Genomic DNA, 21,534 nt, shown 5'->3' on the forward strand with positions numbered 1-21,534 from the left:
TGAACGATGATGGAAAACGCATGGCTCATACCGCTTTTTCCGTTCGTATCGTTTGTTGTGCTGCTTGTCGTTGGCAAGCAGTTAAAAGAACGAAGCGCGTATGTCGGAATGTTGTTGACCCTTCTTTCGCTCGTCTTCGCCCTCGGAGCGTTGTATGAGCGATGGACGTCACCAACATATAAACAAGCATATACATGGCTAACAATCGGGGATGTGGATATAACGGTCGGCTTTGAAGTCAATGCATTAAATGCATTGATGCTCGTTGTCGTATCGCTTGTTAGTTTTCTCGTACATACGTATGCGAAAGGATATATGCACGGTGATGAGCGTTTCCCGATATTTTACGCATATTTAGGCTTGTTTACATTTGCGATGCTTGGGCTTGTCGTATCACCAAACTTGCTGCAAACGTATATCTTTTGGGAACTTGTCGGCCTCGGCTCGTTCTTATTGATCGGGTTTTATTTTTACAAAGAAGAAGCAAAAGCTGCAGCGAAAAAAGCGTTCATTATGACGCGCATCGGGGATGTCGGCTTGCTGATCGGTATGATTTTATTGTTCTTAGAAGTGAAAAGTTTCGAATATGAAGCCATTTTTGCAGCGTTACAACAAGGGGATGTTTCAACGACAATCATGACGTTAAGCGCCATTCTCATTTTTATCGGTGCGATCGGGAAATCAGGTCAATTTCCGCTTCATACGTGGCTTCCAGATGCGATGGAAGGACCGACACCTGTATCAGCATTAATTCATGCCGCAACGATGGTCGCTGCTGGAGTATATTTAGTGGCAACATTGTTCCCGCTTTACGAAGCGAGTGAAACAGCGATGATGACTGTCGCTTATGTTGGAGGATTTACTGCTATTTTTGCCGCATCAATCGGTCTTGTGCAAACGGACATTAAACGTGTGCTTGCATATTCTACCGTCAGCCAGCTTGGCTACATGATGTTAGCGCTCGGCTCTGCTGGGTACGTGGCAGGCGTCTTTCACTTAATGACACACGCCTTTTTTAAAGCGCTTCTTTTCTTAGCGGCAGGTAGTGTCATTCATGCGGTGCATACGCAAAATATTGAACAAATGGGCGGATTATGGAAAAAAATGAAATGGACCGCTCCACTCTTTTTAATCGGAACGTTAGCAATTAGCGGATTCCCATTTTTCTCAGGATTTTTCAGCAAAGATGAGATTTTAATTGCCGCGTGGACGCACGGGCATGTCGGTTTATTTGTTGTCGCTATTATTGCTGCCTTTTTCACAGCGTTTTATATGTTCCGCTTATTTTTCCTTGTGTTTACAGGTGAAGCGCGGACAAATGCTCAAGATGTGCATGAGTCACCAACGGTTATGGTGTTGCCGATGATCGTGCTCGGTGTGCTCGCAGTCGTTTCTGGTTACGTGCAAACACCATGGGGAGCGTTTTTAGGTGAGTGGTTGACAGAAGGAACGAACTGGCACGCCCATACAGAAGGTCCAAGCTGGATTATGATTGTGGCGACAATTGTTTCATTATGCGGAATCGCATTAGCATGGCTTATATATGGAAAACGTGCGATTGCGCGCGACTGGTTATCGTCACGCTTCCCACTCACGTACAACGTGCTTATGAACAAATATTACATCGACGAGTTTTACGGACTTACCGTCATTCGAGCTGCATCGTTTATTAGCTTGTTGTTTGAGTATATCGATCGGTTCCTTGTGGAGGGATTGGCACAATTATTTGCAGCAACAGCGCGCGGTGTTGGGCGAATCGGCTCACGTTTACAAAACGGGCAAGTGCAAATGTACAGTACGGTAACGATTGTCGCTTTAGCGATTCTCGTCGTTATTTTTGCGGTGACAGGGGGGTATTTATAATGCAGCCATACTTTTTATCGCTCTTAATTTTCTCCCCGCTTTTAGGTATACTCGTTCTTTCGCTTCTTTCGAAAGAGCAAGAAAAAGCGATTAAATGGCTTGGTGTGTTGGCAACGTTGCCATCGTTATGCTTATCGTTGTTTGCGTTTTGGCAATATCAAAACGGTTATGATATAAGCAAGTTAACGGAAAAACGATCATGGATTCAATTTGGTGAGTTCCCGTTTTTAAAGGAGACGGATTTTACTGTCGCATATGAACTTCATGTGGACGGTTTCGCGCTTGTCATGATCGTTTTAACGACCATTTTAGCAACGCTTGCGGCGATCGCTTCTACATCCATCCAAAAAGAGTGGAAAGGGTATTTTCAACTGTTTTTATTGCTTGAAATCGGTATGCTTGGCGTATTTGCTGCTAGCAACCTTGTACTCTTTTTTATCTTTTTTGAGTTGACGCTCATCCCGATGTTTTTCTTAATTGGAAAATGGGGATATTTCGAAAAAGAAAAAGCAGCCTACAGTTATTTAATTTATAACGGTCTCGGTTCCGCTGTCTTATTGATCGTTATTGCGGTATTGTTTGCGCGCACCGGCACATCAAACATTGCGGAGTTACGCTACATATTAACTAACCCAGCGGCACAAACCATTTCGCCAATTTCCGACGATCTTCGTTACGGTTTATTTATTGCATTGCTTGTTGCATTTGGAGTAAAATTGCCGATCGTGCCGCTTCATCGTTGGATGTTGCGCGTGCACGTTCAAGCGCCACCATCAGTCGTCATGCTGCATGCAGGGGTTTTGTTAAAAATTGGTGCTTTTGGTCTTGTTCGATTCGCATTTGGATTATTTCCCGGGCAATTCCAACAATTTTCGACATCGCTTATTGTTTTCGGTATTGTCAATTTGTTGTACGGTGCGTTTTTAGCGCTTAGACAAACCGACTTTAAAATGGTGCTCGCTTATTCGAGTGTATCGCATATGGGCATTGTATTAATTGGGCTCGGCTCGCTCAACGAGGCAGGAATACAAGGGGCAATCTTTCAAGCAGTGTCACACGGATTTATCGCAGCGTTTTTATTCTTCTTCGTTGGCGTCATGTACGAAAGAACGCGTACAACGACGCTTGCTCGTTTAGGTGGTTTGGCGAAGACGATGCCGTACGTTTCAGGTTTTGTTCTCGCCGGTGCGATGGCTTCACTCGGTTTGCCAGGAACGTCCGGATTTATTAGCGAGTTTATGGCGTTCGTTGGTGCATTTCAGGCGGCACCTTGGTTAGCTGCCATCGGTACGCTCGGTATTATTATGACCGCTGTGTATTTATTACGCGCTGTACTTGGCATGACGTTCGGACAAACAACGGTGTCAAACGTGTCCGATTTACGGGGCATCGAATGGGTGCCGGCAATTAGTTTACTGCTTCTTATTGTCATCATCGGGGTATATCCGAACGTATTGGCGATGCCACTACAAACGACGATTGAAACGATGATGAACGGGTTAGGGGGTTGATGAGATGGATTTCGAAACATTACTTAGCTATGAATGGGGCGTCATGATGCCGGAATTTATCATTCTTGGTGTGGCGGTTGCGCTCTCACTCATCGACCTATTTATGCCGGAAAATCGTAGTCGGCGTCTCCTTGGTTTATTCGCTTTCGTTGGCGTCGCCGTTTCATTCGTATCGCTCCTCGGTTTGTGGACGAGTGATGTCACGTCCATTTTAGGTGATACGTTCCGTCTCGATTCGTTCGCCAAATCATTTAAAGCGTTATTGCTCATTGGTAGTGCGCTCGTTTTGTTGCTTGCTCTTCATTATGAACCGAAAGAGCGCATTGCGTATCGCGGCGAGTTTTACTACTTGTTCCTAACTGCGCTTCTTGGTGCAATGATGATGACATCAAGCGGTGATCTCATTACGTTGTTTATCGGCCTTGAATTATTGTCGCTTTCTTCCTATATTCTCGTCGCGATTCGGAAAAAACATACATTAGCCAATGAAGCAGCATTAAAATATGTCATTACTGGAAGCGTCGCAACAGCTATCACGTTGTTCGGGATGAGCTACATATTTGGCTTCACCGGATCGACGAATATAAAAGAAATTGCTGGGCAACTTGCAAGCACGTATGATGAAAATCATCAATACATTTTATCGCTCGCCTTTTTGCTTACGTTTGTTGGGCTATCGTTTAAATTAGCAGCTGCTCCGTTTCATATGTGGGCGCCAGATGTGTATCAAGGCGCGACAACTCCAGTCGTTTCTTTCTTAAGCGTTGTCTCTAAAACAGCTGGATTTGTTATCGTGTTGCGTGTCATCGTTTCCGTATTTGCTCAAACGCCATCAGGAAGTTCGGCTTCGATGCTTATGACGCTTGCGCCATACATTGCTTTTTTGGCAGGCGCAACGATGATTATTGGCAATACAATTGCGCTTCGGCAACGGAACGTAAAGCGTATGCTCGCATATTCAAGCGTGGCACATGCAGGTTATGTACTAGTCGCTTTGGCGAGCTTATCGATGTTTATGTTTGAAGCGATTTGGTTCTACTTGTTGGCGTACTTGTTTATGACTATTGGGGCGTTTGCGATTTTACAAGTCCTCTCTCAGCATCACGATGATGAAGACGTGAGCATATTTGCGGGCTTGTACCGTCGCTCACCGCTCATGGCGATAGCGATGACAATCTTTTTACTATCGCTTGCGGGCATTCCGGGGACGGCTGGATTTATCGGGAAAATGAACATTTTCCTCGGTGCATTCGTCGTTGAGCCAGCCCATTACGTGCTCGCATCCATTATGGTGATCACGACAGTTGTATCGTACGTATATTATTTCGGTATTTTCGTTCAAATGTTTTTCCGACCGGTCGAACATACCCATCGATTAGAGTGGCCACCTGGGGTCATTGCCGTTGTCGTTATTTGTGTCATCGGCACTGTTTTATTAGGGGTGTTTCCAAACATCGCCTACGATTTCCTTGCACCGTTTGAACATTTTAGCGATTTTCTTCAATAAGACGTATAATGGGAGGGGTGTACCCTTCCATTTTTTATGTTAAAGGAGGAGTGAACATGGAAACGTTTGGACAAGAAGCGTTAATTAGTTTATTGTCGCACGTATTTTTCATTACAGTGACGTGGTGGACGTTACAAGCGGTGCGACTTGAAGTTATTTTTAAACCGAATCGCATCATTCAAGCGCGTGTATTTTATATTCTTTTGACGATTGCGATCGGCTCATTAGTAAGCAACTTCTTTTTAGATTATTTACGTTGGTCGCGCCAGTTGCCATTTTTACTTTAGACGCGAGCATTGTCGATTTTTTTTACGTATCTTCCCTTCCGATCTGGCAACAATAAAAGCTAAGGAGAGGAAGGGAAAAGAGATGAAAAAAAGATGGTTGGCCCTCGTTATTTTTTGTTTGTTATTAAGTGGTTATCGGATGTATGATGGTAAACGTGTCAATGAAGAAATAACGAAAATGAACGACATGCTTGGCGTATTTGAATCCCATCATATTCACCTCAAACGATGGAACGTCTATGCCAAAGAGCAAGTGCTTACGAATGATCCTCACAACTGGATCCAACAATACGTGAGAACATGGTCCTCTTTTCGTTGGACGGCTGAACCGCACAAGATGATTGGCAAACGTGAAACCTCCGCTTACGTTGAAACAATTCAACTCATCACGGTCGCTCATCATCAAACGATTGTTGTTTTATATGAAGCAACCGGTTCAACGTGGAATAAACAACTCGAACGCACACTCGTCCGACAAACGACGAAATTATTCGTAAAACCTACATTTTTCACTTGTATTACAGGGGAATTCGATGGTAAGATGAAAGGTGTTTTGTTTGACAAGGCGGTTCGCTTGCTTGCTTCGTTTCAAGCGCAACCGATTGAATCATTGCGTGAAGAGGCATTTGTCTCTGTCTCAGCATATACTGAGCAGTGGAAGACATCACTTTCTGTCGGACAACAACAAATGAATCTTCAACTGGCGTTACGACAAGACGGATTGGGCGCGCGAACGACCGTTGTCATTGGCACCCCAATCATAACAGCTGAATATTAATATAGAGACTTTGGACGCGGAGGGGAATGCCTTGGAAAAAATCATCGTCCGCGGCGGGAAGCGGTTAAGTGGCACAGTGAAAGTGGAAGGTGCGAAAAACGCTGTGTTACCTGTCATCGCCGCAACATTATTAGCAAGTGAAGGAAAAAGCGTCATTTACGATGTACCCGAACTCTCCGATGTATATACGATTGGCGAAGTGTTACGTCACTTACAAGCGGACGTAACGGTTGGCAACAACAAAATTGTCGTTGATGCATCTGGAGAGCTGAGTGTTGAAGCTCCATTTGAATATGTACGAAAAATGCGAGCATCTGTATTAGTGATGGGTCCATTGCTTGCGCGCAAAGGTCGCGCACGCGTCGCATTACCAGGTGGTTGTGCGATCGGGTCAAGACCAATTGATCAACATTTAAAAGGATTTGAAGCGATGGGTGCGACGGTGAAAATCGGTAACGGTTTCATCGACGCCGAAGTAAATGGAAAATTGCGCGGTGCAAAAATTTATTTAGACTTCCCGAGTGTCGGTGCGACTGAAAACATTATGATGGCTGCTGTATTAGCAGAAGGGACGACCGTCATTGAAAACTGCGCAAAAGAGCCGGAAATCGTCGACTTAGCTAATTTTTTAAACGCGATGGGTGCGAAAGTGCGCGGTGCAGGAACAGGCACGATTCGCATTGACGGGGTTACTACATTATATGGTGCCGAACATACAGTTATTCCTGATCGTATTGAAGCTGGAACATTTATGATTGCAGCTGCCATTACAGGCGGAAACGTTCTTGTGCAAGGTGCGGTGCCAGAACATTTAACATCGTTAATCGCAAAGCTGGAAGAAATGGGTGTCACCATTATAGAAGAAGACAGCGGCTTGCGCGTCATTGCTCCCGACAAATTGAAAGCCGTTGACGTAAAAACGATGCCACATCCGGGCTTTCCGACTGATATGCAGTCGCAAATGATGGCGCTTCTTATGAAAGCAGAAGGCACAAGCATGGTGACAGAAACGGTATTTGAAAATCGCTTTATGCACGTCGAAGAATTTCGGCGTATGAATGCTGATATGAAAATTGAAGGGCGTTCCGTCATTATTAACGGCCCGTGCCAACTGCAAGGGGCAGAAGTGGCTGCGACGGATTTACGTGCGGCTGCAGCACTTATTTTAGCCGGGCTCGCTGCAGAAGGATATACGCGCGTGACCGAACTGAAACATTTAGATCGCGGTTACGTTCGCTTCCATGAAAAATTAGCTGCGTTAGGTGCTGATATTGAACGTGTACGTGAAGATATCGATACAGTACAAAGACAAATGACAGATGTTGGATGAATGTAAGAAACGACCGTTTGCAGAAGGCGAATGGTCGTTTTTTGCATATATGCTTGTCCCCGGGCATAAAGTGTAACAATGACAAAGGGGGGATTCGATTGCGACAATGGATGATCGCGACAATTGCGTTATTTACACTTATTTTACTCATTCCTGCATTAGTTGTTTTAGCATTTGGGGAAAAGCAAGAGGCACCCCTTCCTGCCCAACCGATGCAAATTCAAGCGCGCGATGAGCCGACAGTAGAAGTAGCTGTATATCGAAGCAAGGAAAAAAAAGTGGAGCGACTTCCGCTAGAACAATATGTCATTGGTGTGGTAGCGGCGGAAATGCCAGCGGAATTTGAAATGGAAGCATTAAAGGCGCAAGCATTGACCGCAAGAACGTACATCGTCAAACAGCTTATATATAATCAGCCCATTCAACTGCCGGAAGGGGCAAACGTCACTGATACGGTCATGCATCAAGTGTATTATAATGACGAACAATTAAAAGACATGTGGGGCATCAGTTACGAATGGAAAATAAAAAAAATTAAAGAAGCGGTCGAGGCGACGCGTGGACAAATTTTAACGTACAACAATGAGCCAATTGAAGCAGCCTTTTTCTCAACAAGCAACGGCTATACGGAAAATTCAGAAGCGTACTGGCAAAACGCGTTCCCTTATTTAACGAGCGTTGAGAGCCCATGGGATACACAGTCACCAAAGTTTTACGAACAAGTCACGTTCCCTGTTCGCGAATTTGAACAACGGCTCGGTGTGAAATTACCGAAAGACGGTTCCGTCGGGAAAATACTTGCGCGCACGCCAGGCAAGCGCGTTGCCCTTGTCGATATTAATGGTAAACAGCTTACCGGTCGAGAAGTGCGTGAAAAGTTGCAATTAAAATCGACGGATTTTACATGGACAAGGCAAGGAAATCATATTGTTATTACGACGAAAGGATACGGCCACGGCGTTGGCATGAGTCAATACGGAGCGAATTTTTTAGCCAAACAAGGAAAAACATATAAAGAAATTGTGCGATATTATTACCAAGGGGTACAAATTCACGATCTCTCACTTGTCGCTTCGAAATTTTGAAGCGACAAATTTTTTTGTTTTCATGTGTATAAATGTTCTTCTTTCTGTTCACAATGGTTGCTGAGGTGATGAACATGAAAGAAGAAAACAAAAAAGTTTCAAAGTTGTTCCGTAAACGCTGGGTTGTTCCTTCCATTTATTTGTTAAGTGCAGCGCTCATTTTAACAGGTGTGCTTTGGTTCCAAAGCAAAACAAACGACATCGTGCAACCGCCTGTTGATGAAGCGAAACAAGGTACAGCCGTGAACGAACCAGAGTCTGTACCGGTTCAACAAACAGTTGAACAAATTGCGATGCCTGTCCTTGATCCGAATGCTGTTGAAATCGCTAAACCATTTTACGACTTTAGTGCACCAGCCGAAGAACAAGAAGCTGCTCTCGTCTCTTATAATGATGAATATTATCCGAACAAAGGCGTCGACATCGCGATGAAAAACGGCGAAAGCTTTGATGTAACGGCATCATTAAGTGGAACTGTTGTCAAAGCAGAAAAAGATCCGCTCTTTGGCTACGTCGTCCATATTCAACATGATCGTGGCGTTGTGACGGTATATCAATCATTACAAGACGTACAAGTAAAAACAGGCGATACAGTCAAACAAGGACAAGTCATCGCAAAGGCAGGTACAAGCGAATTTAATAAAGAAGCAGGCGTCCACGTTCACTTTGAAATTCGGAAAGACGGACAAGCAGTAAACCCTGTCGCTTACTTCGATCAACCGCTTAGCGCATTAGAAAACAAAGAACAGCAAACGGAACAACAAGAAACAAATCAAGACAAAACAAATGAACAACAAAGCGATCCGTCAAGCACTGTTCCAGATGCTTCGATCGGAATGGCAAGAACATGAACAGATGGGCAAAATGCTCATCTGTTCGCTTTTTTATGGAATATATTTTCTTCTTCCCTAATACACTATTACAAACTTGAACAACGAGGGTGTTTGAGGTGAGATGAACGATTAATAGATGACATTGACGATTTTGTTATAAACGAGTAAACGCCACTGCGACAAACGCCTTATGCGTCTCATTTCACACTTCTCACATCCAACTTAGGGAGGGCGAGCAGTGTGCACGATTACATCAAAGAGCGTACAATCAAGATTGGCAAGTACATCGTGGAGACGAGAAAAACCGTTCGCGTCATCGCGAAAGAGTTCGGTGTGTCCAAAAGCACCGTGCATAAAGACTTAACGGAACGGCTCCCGGAAATTAATCCCGAATTAGCGAATGAAGTGAAAGAAATTTTAGATTACCATAAATCCATTCGCCATTTGCGTGGAGGAGAAGCAACGAAGAAAAAATATAAAAAAGAAACGGAGCAAGCGACGTAAATTTCTTGTTCCTCTTGCTCTTTTTTCGGCATCGTTGTGGTAAAATATTTTATTAGGAGAAATGGCAAGGAGGAACATACATGTTTTTAGCAAGGGATATTGGCATCGATCTCGGCACGGCGAACGTGTTGATTTATGTGAAAGGAAAAGGCATTGTATTAAACGAGCCTTCTGTCGTTGCGATTGATCAACATACAAAGCGAGTGTTGGCAGTCGGAGAGGAAGCGCGGCGCATGGTCGGGCGCACGCCTGGGCATATTGTCGCCATCCGTCCATTAAAAGATGGGGTGATTGCGGACTTTGAAATTACGGAAGCGATGCTGAAACATTTTTTAAGCAAACTCAACTTAAAAGGATGGTTTGCGAAACCGCGCATTTTAATTTGTTGTCCAACGAACATTACGTCAGTCGAACGTAAAGCGATTAAAGAAGCAGCCGAAAAAAGCGGCGGCAAAAAAGTATACTTAGAAGAAGAACCGAAAGTAGCAGCCATTGGCGCTGGAATGGATATTTTTCAACCATCTGGAAATATGGTTATTGACATCGGTGGAGGTACAACGGATGTTGCAGTATTATCGATGGGTGACATCGTCACATCTGCATCGATTAAAGTAGCTGGTGATAAATTTGATCAAGAAATTTTAAACTATATTAAACGAGAATATAAGTTATTAATTGGTGAGCGAACTGCAGAAGAAATTAAAATAAACATCGCTACCGTGTTTCCGAACGCTCGCGATGAAGCGATGGATATTCGCGGTCGCGATTTAGTAACGGGCTTACCAAGAACGATTACCATTCGTTCCGGTGAAATTGAAAAAGCGCTACGCGAAACGGTATATACGATCGTCCAAACAGCTAAAAGCGTGCTTGAGCGCACACCGCCAGAGCTGTCAGCCGACATTATTGACCGCGGTATTTTCTTAACAGGAGGCGGAGCGTTGCTTCATGGCATCGACCAACTGCTTGCGCAAGAATTAAAAGTACCTGTTTTTATTGCGGAAAATCCGATGGATTGCGTCGCGATCGGCACAGGGTTAATGCTCGATAATATCGACAAAGCTCCATATCGTCAACTTGTGTAGGTGCCATTGGGAAATGGTACCTATTCGCTTTTTTCCCCTTTTTCTTTTATAATGAAAGTAGTGTGAAAACGATGGAGGGGAACGTTCTATGTTTCGCGGATTATATACAGCTGCTTCAGGCATGCTTTCCCAACAACGCCGTATCGAAATGATGACGAACAATATCGCAAACGCCAATACGCCAGGCTACAAAGCCGATCAAGCATCGTTACGGGCTTTTCCTGAGATGTTGATGCATCGCATTCAACAAACGACGATTCCGACAGAAAAAAAACTGACATGGCGTGACCGGACATATATTGGCCCGCTATCGACGGGTGTGTACGTGCAAGAACTTGTGCCAAACTTTGCTCAAGGCGATATACGCGAAACAGGCAACAATACCGACCTAGCTATTGTTGATGGCACAGGCACGTCATTTTTTACGGTACAAAACGAAACAGGGGACGTTCGTTATACGCGCAACGGTCATTTTACGATCGATGCAGACGGATTTTTAACGACGACAGACGGCTTGTACGTGCTCGATGAAAACAACAACCGTATTTTCGTCGGGGACGAGCAGTTTACTGTATTAACGGACGGAACGATTACAAAAAATGGCGAACAAATTGCCCGCCTTCGTATCGCCTATGCTGAAAATGTCCAAACGCTTGCGAAAGAAGGAAACGGTTTATTTCGGGCAGAACAACAACTCCCGACTGCTGAGACGTATACGATTCGTCAACAATATATTGAACGTTCAAACGTCGATTTGTCTCGCGCGATGACTGACATGCTTTCGGCTTATCGAGCGTTTGAAGCGAACCAAAAAATTTTACAAGCATACGATAAAAGTATGGACAAAGCGGCGAACGAAATTGGCCGCTTAAAGTAGGAGGACCGTCATGCTTCGTTCAATGATTACTGCCGCCAATACAATGAACCAACTACAACAACAACTAGACGTCATTAGCCATAATATCGCAAACGTCAATACAACCGGGTTTAAAAAGCGCGATGCGGTGTTCGGCGAATTGCTTGCCCAACAGTTTACAAACTTGCCAAAAACAGATGAAGCGCCGCGCCTCACCCCGGCTGGCGTCCGCCTTGGTGTCGGCGCAAAAGTAGCGTCAACACATATGCAAATGAAACAAGGTCCGATTGTAAAGACCGACCGTCCACTTGATCTTGCATTGACGAAAGAAGGGCAATTTTTCCGCATTCTTGTCGATGGTGCGATCCAATATACGCGCGACGGTGCGTTTTACCTTAGTCCGTCGGCGAACAATCCGAATGAATTGATGCTTGTGACCGCAGATGGCTATGCAGTCGTAGATGAAAACAACGAACCGATTACGGTACCGGACGGATTTAAAGATATTCAAGTCACTCAAGACGGTACGATGCAATTTATTGCGCCAAACGGAAACATTATGAAGACCGCAAACATCGGAGTATCATATGTGACGCGTCCCCAACTGATGCAGGCGCTCGGCGACAATCGTTTTGCTTTTCCAGCTGATGTGAATAATGAAGACGTAACGGTTAATTTAGCTGGCAACAATCGCAACAACATTTCACTACAACAATATGCCCTAGAACAATCGAACGTGGAACTAGCGACCGAAATGAGCGAACTTATGATTACGCAACGGTCATACCAACTTAATGCTCGTGCGATTACATTATCGGATCAAATGATGGGGCTCATTAACGGCATTCGTTCATAGAGGGGAATGTATATGGAGGAAAAACAACAGAAACGCTCGCTTCGCCGTCCGCGTCGCCGTCTTATTCCGATTTGGCTTCGTTTGCTTATCGTCCTTTGTTTGATTACGATTAGCACATTAGCAGGAGCGATGGTTGGCTACGGTATGCTTGGCGGAGGAAACCCGTTCGATGCATTAAAGCCAGCAACGTGGCAACATATTATTGATTTAGTAGCGAAACAGTAGTGGACAGACCACTTCAAAACATGATACATTGAGAATAAAAGCGGAAGGGAGATCCTTCCGTTTTTTTATAAAGGAGGAATTTATATGCTTGATATTCAACAAATTCAACAAATTATCCCACATCGCTATCCGTTTTTACTCGTTGACCGCATTGTTGAAGTGGAAGAAGGAAAGCGTGCCGTTGGCATCAAAAACGTCAGTGCCAACGAACAATTTTTTGTCGGCCATTTTCCTGAATATCCTGTTATGCCGGGTGTATTAATTGTTGAAGCACTGGCGCAAGTCGGAGCTGTCGCGATGTTAATGAAAGAAGAAAACCGTGGTCGCCTCGCCTTTTTTACCGGCATTGACAACTGCCGATTTAAAAAGCAAGTGAAACCTGGCGATCAATTACGATTAGAAGTCGAAATGATTCGTTTTAAAGGTGCAATTGGCAAAGGAAAAGGCGTCGCCACCGTCGATGGCGAGCTCGTATGCGAAACAGAAATCATGTTTGCGCTCGGTGAAAAATAATGCATAACCGTCTCCTTTCTGGGCATGTTATAGATGATTACATATGTAAAAGAAAGGGGACAAACGATGAAAAAACTATGGTTGCTTAAGTTTATAAGCGCGTTGATCGCCATGATGGTTGTCGCAGGTTGCAATAACGACGATGCGGATAACGATATGAACAATCAAGAAGAAATGCAGCCGGGTGAAGACACAAATGAGGGTGTTGGCGACGATGAAAACGACGCCGTCCCAGATGAAGAAGATGCTGTCGAAGATGCCGAAGATATGAACGATGCTGACAATACGGACGAATAAACGTAAGAGGTTTCCTCTTGCGTTTTTTTATTCCCTTAATTCCTATAACCGTTAGTATAGTTATAAAAAAACTTTGTCAATACACGCTTCTTTATGATACAGTAACGGTTGACGATAATCATATGGAGGGTTTTATACATGTTAAAACAGCTTCCTCATCGCATGAAGATGAACATCACCTTATCGATTAAAAAAGTGTTTGAACGATATATGGCCAGCATCGGCTGGGACGAGACAAACTACAATGCCGCAACATTCATGGAACAATGGCGCCATTATTTATACAATGAAGCGACATGGTTTGCGGAAGTAGATGATGCGATTAAAACAAACCCACAATTTCATGAACAACTTGCAGCACGCATTAACGAAATTATCGACCAGCTCTTGAACGAACCTCCAACGGATGAACAAATCGCAGAAATTAACCGTCTCACCGAACGTCTTGGCATTGATGATTTCCCATACGGCTGTAAGTTAGAGGCAAAATATCATATTGAACGTCTACAACACGAGCTAAAAAAAAAGAAAAGCTAACGAAACGAGCGAGCGAAAAACAACGTAAGCTGGCAGAAATTTTATATTATCAAGCGTATGACCGTCCACTACCAGAGCGCGACTATACGGTCGCTGAAATGAATAATATCATTGCACAAGCAAAACAAATCATTGCGCAAGAAGAAAAAGAGGAAGAGATGATTCACTAACCGGTATTATTTAGAAACTACCGGTTTTCTTTTTTTGTGGAAATAAATTAACAAAAAGGGTAGAAAAACGGAAGTGTTTGTCGTTATAATGAATCTAGTGAATGTTTTTGTCGAAAATATATGTTTTATAGGAGGACGTCATGGAAGAGACGATTAGCTTACGAGAACTGTTTCAAACGTTGCGCAAACGCGCTTGGCTTATTGTGGCGATTACCGTCATCGCGACGATGACAAGCGGCATCGTTAGCTATTTTGTGTTGACGCCGATTTACCAAGCATCGACACAACTACTAGTGAACCAAGCGAAAAGTGAACAACCGATTTACAATATTAGCGAAATTCAAACGAACTTGCAGCTTATTAATACGTATAACGTCATTATGAAAAGCCCAGCGATTTTAGATATTGTGAAACAAGAGTTAGACTTAGATGTACCTGTAGAAGAGTTAAACAAGAAAATTAACGTCACAAGCGAAAAAGACTCGCAAGTAGTTAATGTGACAGTGGAAGACCCTGATCCATATATGGCTGCCGATATTGCCAATACGGTTGCGAGCGTATTTCAACGTGAAATCGTTAAAATTATGAACGTCGATAACGTCAACATTTTAGCGAAGGCAGAAGTAAAAGAACAGCCGGTTCCGGTCAAACCAAAACCGCTATTAAATATGGCGATTGCTTTCGTTGTTGGCATCATGACAGGCATCGGCTTAGCATTTTTACTTGAATATTTAGATAATACGATTAAAAACGAACAAGATGTCGAAAAACTGCTTGAGTTACCTGTGTTAGGAGCGGTCACAGTTATTGAGGATGATGGAACTGGTAAGCAGGAAATACATGTGCAGAAACAAATACGAGGTGAGACGATTGGTTCTTAAAAAGAAAAAACAAGTATTCGAGCGTACAATGCGTTCGCTCATTACAAAAACAAATCCAAGATCGCCGATTTCTGAACAATATCGGACGATTCGCACGAACATTCAATTTTCGGTCGCTGACCGTCCGTTGCGCTCGATTATGGTCACTTCCTCTGCCCCTGCAGAGGGAAAATCGACAACGATTGCCAATTTAGCGGTCGTCTTTGCGCAACAAGGAAAAAAAGTGCTTCTTATTGATGCAGACTTACGTAAACCAACAGTACATTATACGTTTCGAAAAGAAAACTATGTCGGTTTAACGAACGTATTAACGAAACAAGCTACACTTCAAACAGCAGTGAAAGGAACAGATGTGGAAAATTTATTCGTTTTAACGAGCGGTCCGATTCCGCCAAACCCAGCTGAATTGCTTGGTTCAGCTGCTATGGAACACTTTCTAGCGGAAGCATATAATCAGTTTGACGTTGTCCTTTTTGATACGCCACCTGTTTTAGCGGTTACAGATGCACAAATTTTAGCGAATCAATGCGACGGAACAATTCTCGTCGTTCAGAGCGGAAGGACTGAAATTGAAGCTGCACAAAAGGCGAAAGAACTACTTCTTGCGGCGAAAGGAAAGTTACTAGGTGTTGTTTTAAACCAAAAGAAGCAAAAAGAAAGTAGCTATTACTATTACTATGGTAACAAGTAGACAACATTCGACAAAAAATGTATATTGACTCCTTCTTTTTTCCTATGTTACTATAAATTGCGTGGATAAGATTGTCGAAAAACAAAGAAATTAGTTTATTTTCAGTAGATATAAAGAAGGAAAGAGGGGTTCGTGTGATTGATATCCATAGTCATATTTTACCGTCTATCGATGACGGGGCACAAACACTCGCTGATGCAATTGACATGGCGAAGGCAGCGGTTGCTGAGGGGATTACGACAATCATCGCAACCCCTCATCACCGCAATGGGACGTTCGAAAATGATAAACGATCGATTATTGAGCACGTTTATGCATTAAATGAAGCACTACAACATCACCGTATTCCTCTTTCCGTTTTACCGGGACAAGAAGTGCGCATTCATGGGGAATTGCTTGATTATTATCGCGATGGCGATATTTTGCCACTTGCGGAGACGAAATATGTGCTAATTGAACTTCCGAACAATCATGTCCCGCGTTACACCGAGCAGCTTATTTTTGACATGCAACTACAAGGACTCATTCCAATTATTGCTCATCCTGAACGAAATAGTGAGCTCGTTGAACATCCGAACAAATTATACGACCTAGTGAAAAAAGGAGTATTAACGCAACTCACTGCCGCAAGTGTCGCTGGAAAGTTCGGAAAAAATATTAAAAAGTTTTCGCTACAAATGATTGAAGTGAACTTAGCTCACTTAATCGCATCCGATGCACATAATACGACGACACGTGCATTTCATATGCGCGAAGCATACGATGTCATTCAAAAACAGTTCGGCTCTCAAGCGGTGTATGTGTTTCAAGAAAACGCTGAACTGCTTGTTGCTGGCGACACTTTGTATAAAGATGCACCGGAGCGAATGAAAAAGAAAAAGTTTTTCGGTATTTTCTAAGTTTTGTATTTTCCTATACATACCATGGAGTAAATATGTCATGCTGGTTTCGAACGTGTCGACATCAGCTTTCTTTTTTCGTTGATGCTTTGTTTATTCACTTCACTTTTCGGTGATGTCTCCTTACCGTTATCAACGGAGGCACTCGGCCGTACTGTGGGTGGGGACGATGACGGTCCTGCCACCTTAGACGCCTGTCGTCGATGGTGCGGTGTGAGGGTGGGTTAGATGCCCAATGCTAACCTTGTTTTTTATTTATGTCTCTTTTTTGCCGTGTTATAATGAGAGAAATGGTAAAGGAGGGATACAATGAGTCAAGAATTAAAAGCTTTGCTTCGCTCTGTACTGAAGGAAGAACTACAGCCTGTTCATGAGCGATTAGAACGTGTTGAACAAACGCAACAAGAGTTACAACGCGGTCAAAAAGCACTAGAAAAGAGTGTTGCTCAAATCCAGCAAGATGTAACAGAGCTACAAGTAGGCCAGCGAGCACTAGAAAACACAGTTGCTCAAATTCAACAAGACGTCGCACAATTACAAGCAGGCCAACAAGCATTACAACAAGACGTCGCACAGTTACAAGCAGGTCAACACAAGCTAGAAAATGATATGGTCGATATGAAACAATCACTCGGAAATATGGAACGGACGCAAGAAAAGATTCTCGAAGAGCTACGCATATCAAAAAACAACCAGGCACTAGTCATAAATGATTTGACAAGCATAAAAAAATCAATGGATGTGACGGTTGCTTATTTGCAGCGTAGATCTGATGTCATATTTGATAAAATGATTGAACATGAAAAAGAAATTTTAAATTTAAAAACACGTCTACCAAACTAACTCCCCATGGGAGCTATTTTTTTGTACATCGACGTATAGGTTATGCATATATAGCGTATACGTGGGTGTACAGTTTAGGAAGTGAGGGATGTATGTGAAAACGGTAAGAAAAGCGATTATCCCAGCTGCTGGGCTTGGCACGCGCTTTTTACCTGCGACAAAAGCGATGCCGAAAGAAATGCTTCCGATCGTCGACAAGCCGACGATTCAATATATCGTCGAAGAAGCAATCGAATCAGGCATTGAAGATATTATTATCGTCACAGGAAAAGGAAAACGTGCCATCGAAGACCATTTCGACCATGCATTTGAACTGGAACAAACGTTGTTAAAAAGCAATAAACACGACCTGCTAGAAAAAGTAAAAGAGCCGTCCAAAGTCGACATTCATTACATTCGTCAAAAAGAACCAAAAGGACTTGGCCACGCCGTCTGGTGCGCCCGTAAATTTATTGGCGATGAACCATTTGCTGTCCTGTTAGGCGACGACATCGTTCAAGCCGAAACACCGTGTTTAAAACAACTGATGAACGAATTCGAAAAAACGAGAAGCTCTGTCATCGGAGTCAAACAAGTCGCAGACGACGAAACGCATCGCTACGGCATCATCGACCCGATCGACAAAAAAGGACGACGCTACCAAGTGCGCCAATTCGTCGAAAAACCAGCACCAGGCACCGCCCCGTCCAACTTAGCGATCATGGGACGGTACATTTTAACGCCAGAAATTTTTCTGTTTCTCGAAAAACAAGAAACAGGCGCTGGTGGCGAGATTCAGCTAACTGATGCGATTCAAAAGTTAAATGAAATTCAACGCGTCTTTGCTTATGAGTTTGAAGGAAAGCGGTATGATGTCGGGGAGAAGTTGGGGTTTATTCAGACGACGATTGAGTTTGCGATGCAAGATGAGGAGTTGAAAAAACAACTTCTTCCGTTTATCGAAAATGTATTAAAAGAAGCAAAAATAACCGAATGAGAGGGGATGAGGGGAGTTGGCTCAATCAGGCAATGCTGCCAGTATAAAAGTCCAACAACGATATACACAACAAGTACTCGTTAACGATAAAAAAAGCTATTTAATGACAAAGCGCATCATTGATATCATGGGAGCTTTGGTCGGATTAATCGCCTTATCATGGCTCTTTTTTCTTGTGGCGATCTTAATTAAATTGGAAGATCGAAAAGGTCCTGTGTTTTTTAAACAAGTTCGTGTTGGCAAGGACGGAAAAGAGTTTTATATGTACAAATTCCGTTCCATGGTGAACGATGCCGAAGCGAAACTACAAGAGCTTTTAAAATACAACGAAGTGTCCGGTGCGATGTTTAAAATGAAAAACGACCCGCGCGTTACAAAAGTCGGGAAATTTATCCGAAAGACAAGCATTGACGAGCTTCCTCAGTTATGGAATGTACTAAAAGGAGAGATGAGCCTCGTTGGTCCGCGCCCACCGTTGCCAAGAGAAGTAGCGCAGTATACGGAATATGATAAACAGCGGCTACTTGTGACCCCAGGGTGTACGGGGCTATGGCAGGTGAGTGCTCGCAATAGTGTCGGGTTTAAAGAAATGGTTGAGTTAGATTTACATTACATTCGCAATCAATCGATTTTATTTGATTTAAAGATTATCATAAAAACTGTTTTTGTATTGTTTGGGTCGAAACATGCATTTTAGGAATGAGGGAAAGATTAGATGAACAAAGAGGCAAAAATTTATGTCGCAGGCCATCGTGGATTGGTCGGTTCAGCAATTTTACGCAAATTACAAGCCAAAGGTTATACAAACCTTGTGTATAAAACAAGTCAAGAGTTGGATTTAAGAGATAAAAATGAAGTGGACAAGTTTTTCGAAGAAGAGAAGCCGGAATATGTTTTTCTTGCGGCGGCGAAAGTTGGAGGCATTGTCGCAAACAATGAGTATCCGGCGGACTTTATTCGCGACAATTTAATGATTCAAACGAATGTTATTGATGCAGCATATCGAAATGGCGTAAAAAAGCTGTTATTTTTAGGAAGTACATGTATTTATCCGAAATTTGCACCACAGCCGTTAAAAGAGGAATATTTGTTAACAGGCGAATTGGAGCCAACCAATGAACCATATGCAATTGCAAAAATTGCTGGGATTAAGATGTGTCAGTCATACAACCGTCAATACGGTACGAAATATATTTCTGTCATGCCGACTAATTTATATGGTCCAAATGATAATTTTGATTTACATACGTCTCACGTATTACCAGCGTTAATTCGCAAATTCCATGAAGCAAAAGAAAACAACGCGCCATATGTCGAAGTATGGGGAACGGGAACGCCAAGACGTGAATTTCTATACTCTGACGATTTAGCTGATGCTTGTGTTTTCTTAATGGACAATTACGAAGGTAATGAGATTGTCAATGTTGGTGTCGGTGAAGATATTTCGATTAAAGAACTAGCTGAAAAAATTAAAAGTATCGTTGGTTATCAGGGTGAAATTAAATTTGATACAACAAAACCAGATGGTACGCCTCGGAAACTCGTAGACGTTTCCAAACTCCATGCGTTAGGCTGGAAAGCGAGCATTTCGTTAGAGGAAGGATTACAAAAAGCGTATCAATGGTTTTTAGATAATGTAGCAGTGAAAACGAATTAAAAATTGGAGGATACGATGAAACGAGCGTTAATTACAGGTGTAACAGGACAAGATGGATCGTTCTTAGCTGAGTTTTTATTAGAAAAAGGATACGAGGTACATGGCATTATTCGCCGCAGCTCTTCCTATAACCAGGAGCGTTTAGAAGATATCTTATCACCGAAAGAAGCGGAAGCGTTAAAAAATAATAAAAATTTTCATTTACATTATGGAGATATTACGGATACATCAAATGTTATCCGTTTAATCAGTGAAATTCGTCCAGATGAAATTTATAATTTAGCAGCACAATCGCATGTTCGTGTATCTTTTGACATGCCGGAATACACAGCGGATGTAGATGCGTTAGGTACATTACGTATTTTAGAAGCCGTACGTATTTTAGGATTAACAGAGAAGACACGTATTTATCAAGCATCAACATCTGAATTATACGGAAAAGTACAAGAAGTTCCGCAAAAGGAAACAACACCATTCTATCCTCGTTCACCGTATGGTGTAGCTAAATTATATGGATATTGGATTACAAAAAACTACCGTGAATCGTATGGAATGTTTGCAGTGAATGGTATTTTATTTAACCATGAGTCAGAACGACGCGGTGAAACGTTCGTTACGCGTAAAATTACATTAGCAGCAGCTAGAATTGCTCAAGGGAAGCAAGATAAATTATACTTGGGTAACCTCGATGCACTTCGTGATTGGGGCTATGCAAAAGATTACGTAGAATGTATGTGGTTAATGTTACAACATGATACTCCTGAAGATTTCGTAATTGCTACAGGAGAGATGCATTCTGTAAGGGAATTTGCAACTTTAGCATTTAAATATGCAGGCATTGATATTGAGTGGCAAGGGGAAGGACTAAACGAGAAAGGGATTGATAAAGCCACTGGTCGTGTATTAATTGAAGTAGATCCGAAATATTTCCGTCCAGCTGAAGTTGATCAATTACTAGGAGATCCAACAAAGGCAAAGACATTGTTAGGGTGGAATCCAACAAAAACTCCATTTGAAGAGTTAGTACGTATCATGGTTGAAGCAGATATGAAGAAGGTTGAAAAGGAAGATAAGTTGAAAAAGATGTTTGATTAAGGATACATGAATAGATTTATAGAGACTCTACAAACTTTTATTAATAAATTACAAATTTAGCGAATTGAGTATATAAACTTAGCGGTTTCTTGTGGCAACTTCCAGGTCGTTTAGATGCAAAGCGAGATTGGTTACGTGAGTTAGTAGTGATTGTGTTCTCCTATATACATCCAATTTAAAATTTTAACCTCTGATTTACGCAGTACACCCGATGCGGCGCAACACCTCATCCGGGTGTTGTAGAACGTACTGTTC

General features: G+C 42.7%; 24 protein-coding genes. All 24 read left to right on the plus strand.

Annotated features, from left to right (window positions below; genetic code table 11):
* Nucleotides 1–6: 6 nt before the first annotated feature.
* Nucleotides 7–1,863: an NADH-quinone oxidoreductase subunit L gene (gene nuoL, locus HNQ84_RS08355; RefSeq protein ID WP_435621796.1), complete on the plus strand. Its 1,857-nt coding sequence runs from the start codon at nucleotides 7–9 to the stop codon at nucleotides 1,861–1,863.
* On the plus strand, nucleotides 1,863–3,374 hold the full coding sequence (locus tag HNQ84_RS08360) for an NADH-quinone oxidoreductase subunit M (RefSeq protein ID WP_435621797.1): 1,512 nt from the start codon (nucleotides 1,863–1,865) through the stop codon (nucleotides 3,372–3,374). The genes nuoL and HNQ84_RS08360 overlap by 1 nt, the downstream gene beginning before the upstream one ends.
* A 4-nt stretch (nucleotides 3,375–3,378) precedes the next feature.
* A complete protein-coding gene (gene nuoN, locus HNQ84_RS08365) occupies nucleotides 3,379–4,881 on the plus strand; it encodes an NADH-quinone oxidoreductase subunit NuoN (RefSeq protein WP_435621798.1) in 1,503 nt (500 codons plus the stop codon).
* A 56-nt stretch (nucleotides 4,882–4,937) separates the two neighbouring features.
* The gene (locus HNQ84_RS08370; protein WP_183242461.1) at nucleotides 4,938–5,168 is read left to right on the plus strand and encodes a DUF1146 family protein; all 231 of its coding nucleotides are present in this window, start codon (nucleotides 4,938–4,940) and stop codon (nucleotides 5,166–5,168) included.
* Between the two features lie 82 nt (nucleotides 5,169–5,250).
* Complete coding sequence (locus HNQ84_RS08375) at nucleotides 5,251–5,946, plus strand: YwmB family TATA-box binding protein (protein ID WP_435621799.1); 696 nt, start codon at nucleotides 5,251–5,253, stop codon at nucleotides 5,944–5,946.
* 31 nt (nucleotides 5,947–5,977) lie between these two features.
* Nucleotides 5,978–7,276, plus strand: coding sequence for a UDP-N-acetylglucosamine 1-carboxyvinyltransferase (murA, locus tag HNQ84_RS08380; RefSeq protein WP_032101304.1), 1,299 nt, complete (start codon nucleotides 5,978–5,980; stop codon nucleotides 7,274–7,276).
* A gap of 98 nt (nucleotides 7,277–7,374) precedes the next feature.
* Nucleotides 7,375–8,361 carry a stage II sporulation protein D gene (gene spoIID / locus HNQ84_RS08385; RefSeq protein ID WP_435621800.1) on the plus strand — a complete coding sequence of 329 codons (987 nt, stop codon included), beginning with the start codon at nucleotides 7,375–7,377 and terminating at the stop codon, nucleotides 8,359–8,361.
* 74 nt (nucleotides 8,362–8,435) lie between these two features.
* On the plus strand, nucleotides 8,436–9,212 hold the full coding sequence (gene spoIIQ, locus HNQ84_RS08390; protein ID WP_435621801.1) for a stage II sporulation protein SpoIIQ: 777 nt from the start codon (nucleotides 8,436–8,438) through the stop codon (nucleotides 9,210–9,212).
* A 222-nt stretch (nucleotides 9,213–9,434) separates the two neighbouring features.
* Nucleotides 9,435–9,698: a sporulation transcriptional regulator SpoIIID gene (gene spoIIID / locus HNQ84_RS08395; RefSeq protein WP_003396966.1), complete on the plus strand. Its 264-nt coding sequence runs from the start codon at nucleotides 9,435–9,437 to the stop codon at nucleotides 9,696–9,698.
* A gap of 80 nt (nucleotides 9,699–9,778) precedes the next feature.
* On the plus strand, nucleotides 9,779–10,783 hold the full coding sequence (locus HNQ84_RS08400) for a rod shape-determining protein (protein WP_183242450.1): 1,005 nt from the start codon (nucleotides 9,779–9,781) through the stop codon (nucleotides 10,781–10,783).
* An 88-nt stretch (nucleotides 10,784–10,871) separates the two neighbouring features.
* A complete protein-coding gene (flgF, locus tag HNQ84_RS08405; RefSeq protein ID WP_183242448.1) occupies nucleotides 10,872–11,660 on the plus strand; it encodes a flagellar basal-body rod protein FlgF in 789 nt (262 codons plus the stop codon).
* Between the two features lie 10 nt (nucleotides 11,661–11,670).
* Complete coding sequence (locus HNQ84_RS08410; protein WP_435621802.1) at nucleotides 11,671–12,495, plus strand: flagellar hook-basal body protein; 825 nt, start codon at nucleotides 11,671–11,673, stop codon at nucleotides 12,493–12,495.
* A gap of 12 nt (nucleotides 12,496–12,507) precedes the next feature.
* On the plus strand, nucleotides 12,508–12,720 hold the full coding sequence (locus HNQ84_RS08415) for a DNA-directed RNA polymerase subunit beta (protein ID WP_032101298.1): 213 nt from the start codon (nucleotides 12,508–12,510) through the stop codon (nucleotides 12,718–12,720).
* 84 nt (nucleotides 12,721–12,804) lie between these two features.
* On the plus strand, nucleotides 12,805–13,233 hold the full coding sequence (gene fabZ, locus HNQ84_RS08420) for a 3-hydroxyacyl-ACP dehydratase FabZ (protein WP_183247546.1): 429 nt from the start codon (nucleotides 12,805–12,807) through the stop codon (nucleotides 13,231–13,233).
* A gap of 66 nt (nucleotides 13,234–13,299) precedes the next feature.
* Entirely contained in the window at nucleotides 13,300–13,530 is a 231-nt protein-coding gene (locus tag HNQ84_RS08425; protein ID WP_435621803.1) for a hypothetical protein, read from the plus strand.
* Between the two features lie 138 nt (nucleotides 13,531–13,668).
* Complete coding sequence (locus HNQ84_RS08430) at nucleotides 13,669–14,067, plus strand: hypothetical protein (RefSeq protein ID WP_435621804.1); 399 nt, start codon at nucleotides 13,669–13,671, stop codon at nucleotides 14,065–14,067.
* Between the two features lie 310 nt (nucleotides 14,068–14,377).
* Nucleotides 14,378–15,118, plus strand: coding sequence for a YveK family protein (locus HNQ84_RS08435; protein WP_435621805.1), 741 nt, complete (start codon nucleotides 14,378–14,380; stop codon nucleotides 15,116–15,118).
* A gap of 28 nt (nucleotides 15,119–15,146) precedes the next feature.
* Nucleotides 15,147–15,809: a CpsD/CapB family tyrosine-protein kinase gene (locus tag HNQ84_RS08440; protein ID WP_435621813.1), complete on the plus strand. Its 663-nt coding sequence runs from the start codon at nucleotides 15,147–15,149 to the stop codon at nucleotides 15,807–15,809.
* A 134-nt stretch (nucleotides 15,810–15,943) separates the two neighbouring features.
* Nucleotides 15,944–16,708, plus strand: a complete 765-nt coding sequence (locus HNQ84_RS08445; RefSeq protein ID WP_435621806.1) for a tyrosine-protein phosphatase — start codon at nucleotides 15,944–15,946, stop codon at nucleotides 16,706–16,708.
* A gap of 309 nt (nucleotides 16,709–17,017) precedes the next feature.
* The gene (locus tag HNQ84_RS08450; protein WP_435621807.1) at nucleotides 17,018–17,551 is read left to right on the plus strand and encodes a hypothetical protein; all 534 of its coding nucleotides are present in this window, start codon (nucleotides 17,018–17,020) and stop codon (nucleotides 17,549–17,551) included.
* Between the two features lie 94 nt (nucleotides 17,552–17,645).
* Nucleotides 17,646–18,527, plus strand: a complete 882-nt coding sequence (gene galU / locus HNQ84_RS08455) for a UTP--glucose-1-phosphate uridylyltransferase GalU (protein WP_435621808.1) — start codon at nucleotides 17,646–17,648, stop codon at nucleotides 18,525–18,527.
* A 43-nt stretch (nucleotides 18,528–18,570) separates the two neighbouring features.
* Complete coding sequence (locus HNQ84_RS08460; protein ID WP_435621814.1) at nucleotides 18,571–19,224, plus strand: sugar transferase; 654 nt, start codon at nucleotides 18,571–18,573, stop codon at nucleotides 19,222–19,224.
* An 18-nt stretch (nucleotides 19,225–19,242) separates the two neighbouring features.
* Complete coding sequence (gene fcl, locus HNQ84_RS08465; protein WP_435621809.1) at nucleotides 19,243–20,184, plus strand: GDP-L-fucose synthase; 942 nt, start codon at nucleotides 19,243–19,245, stop codon at nucleotides 20,182–20,184.
* Nucleotides 20,185–20,199: 15 nt separating this feature from the next.
* The gene (gene gmd / locus HNQ84_RS08470) at nucleotides 20,200–21,279 is read left to right on the plus strand and encodes a GDP-mannose 4,6-dehydratase (RefSeq protein ID WP_435621810.1); all 1,080 of its coding nucleotides are present in this window, start codon (nucleotides 20,200–20,202) and stop codon (nucleotides 21,277–21,279) included.
* The last annotated feature ends 255 nt before the right edge of the window (nucleotides 21,280–21,534 follow it).

This window comes from Anoxybacillus eryuanensis (assembly GCF_051200995.1).
GTDB classification, from domain to species: domain Bacteria; phylum Bacillota; class Bacilli; order Bacillales; family Anoxybacillaceae; genus Anoxybacillus; species Anoxybacillus tengchongensis.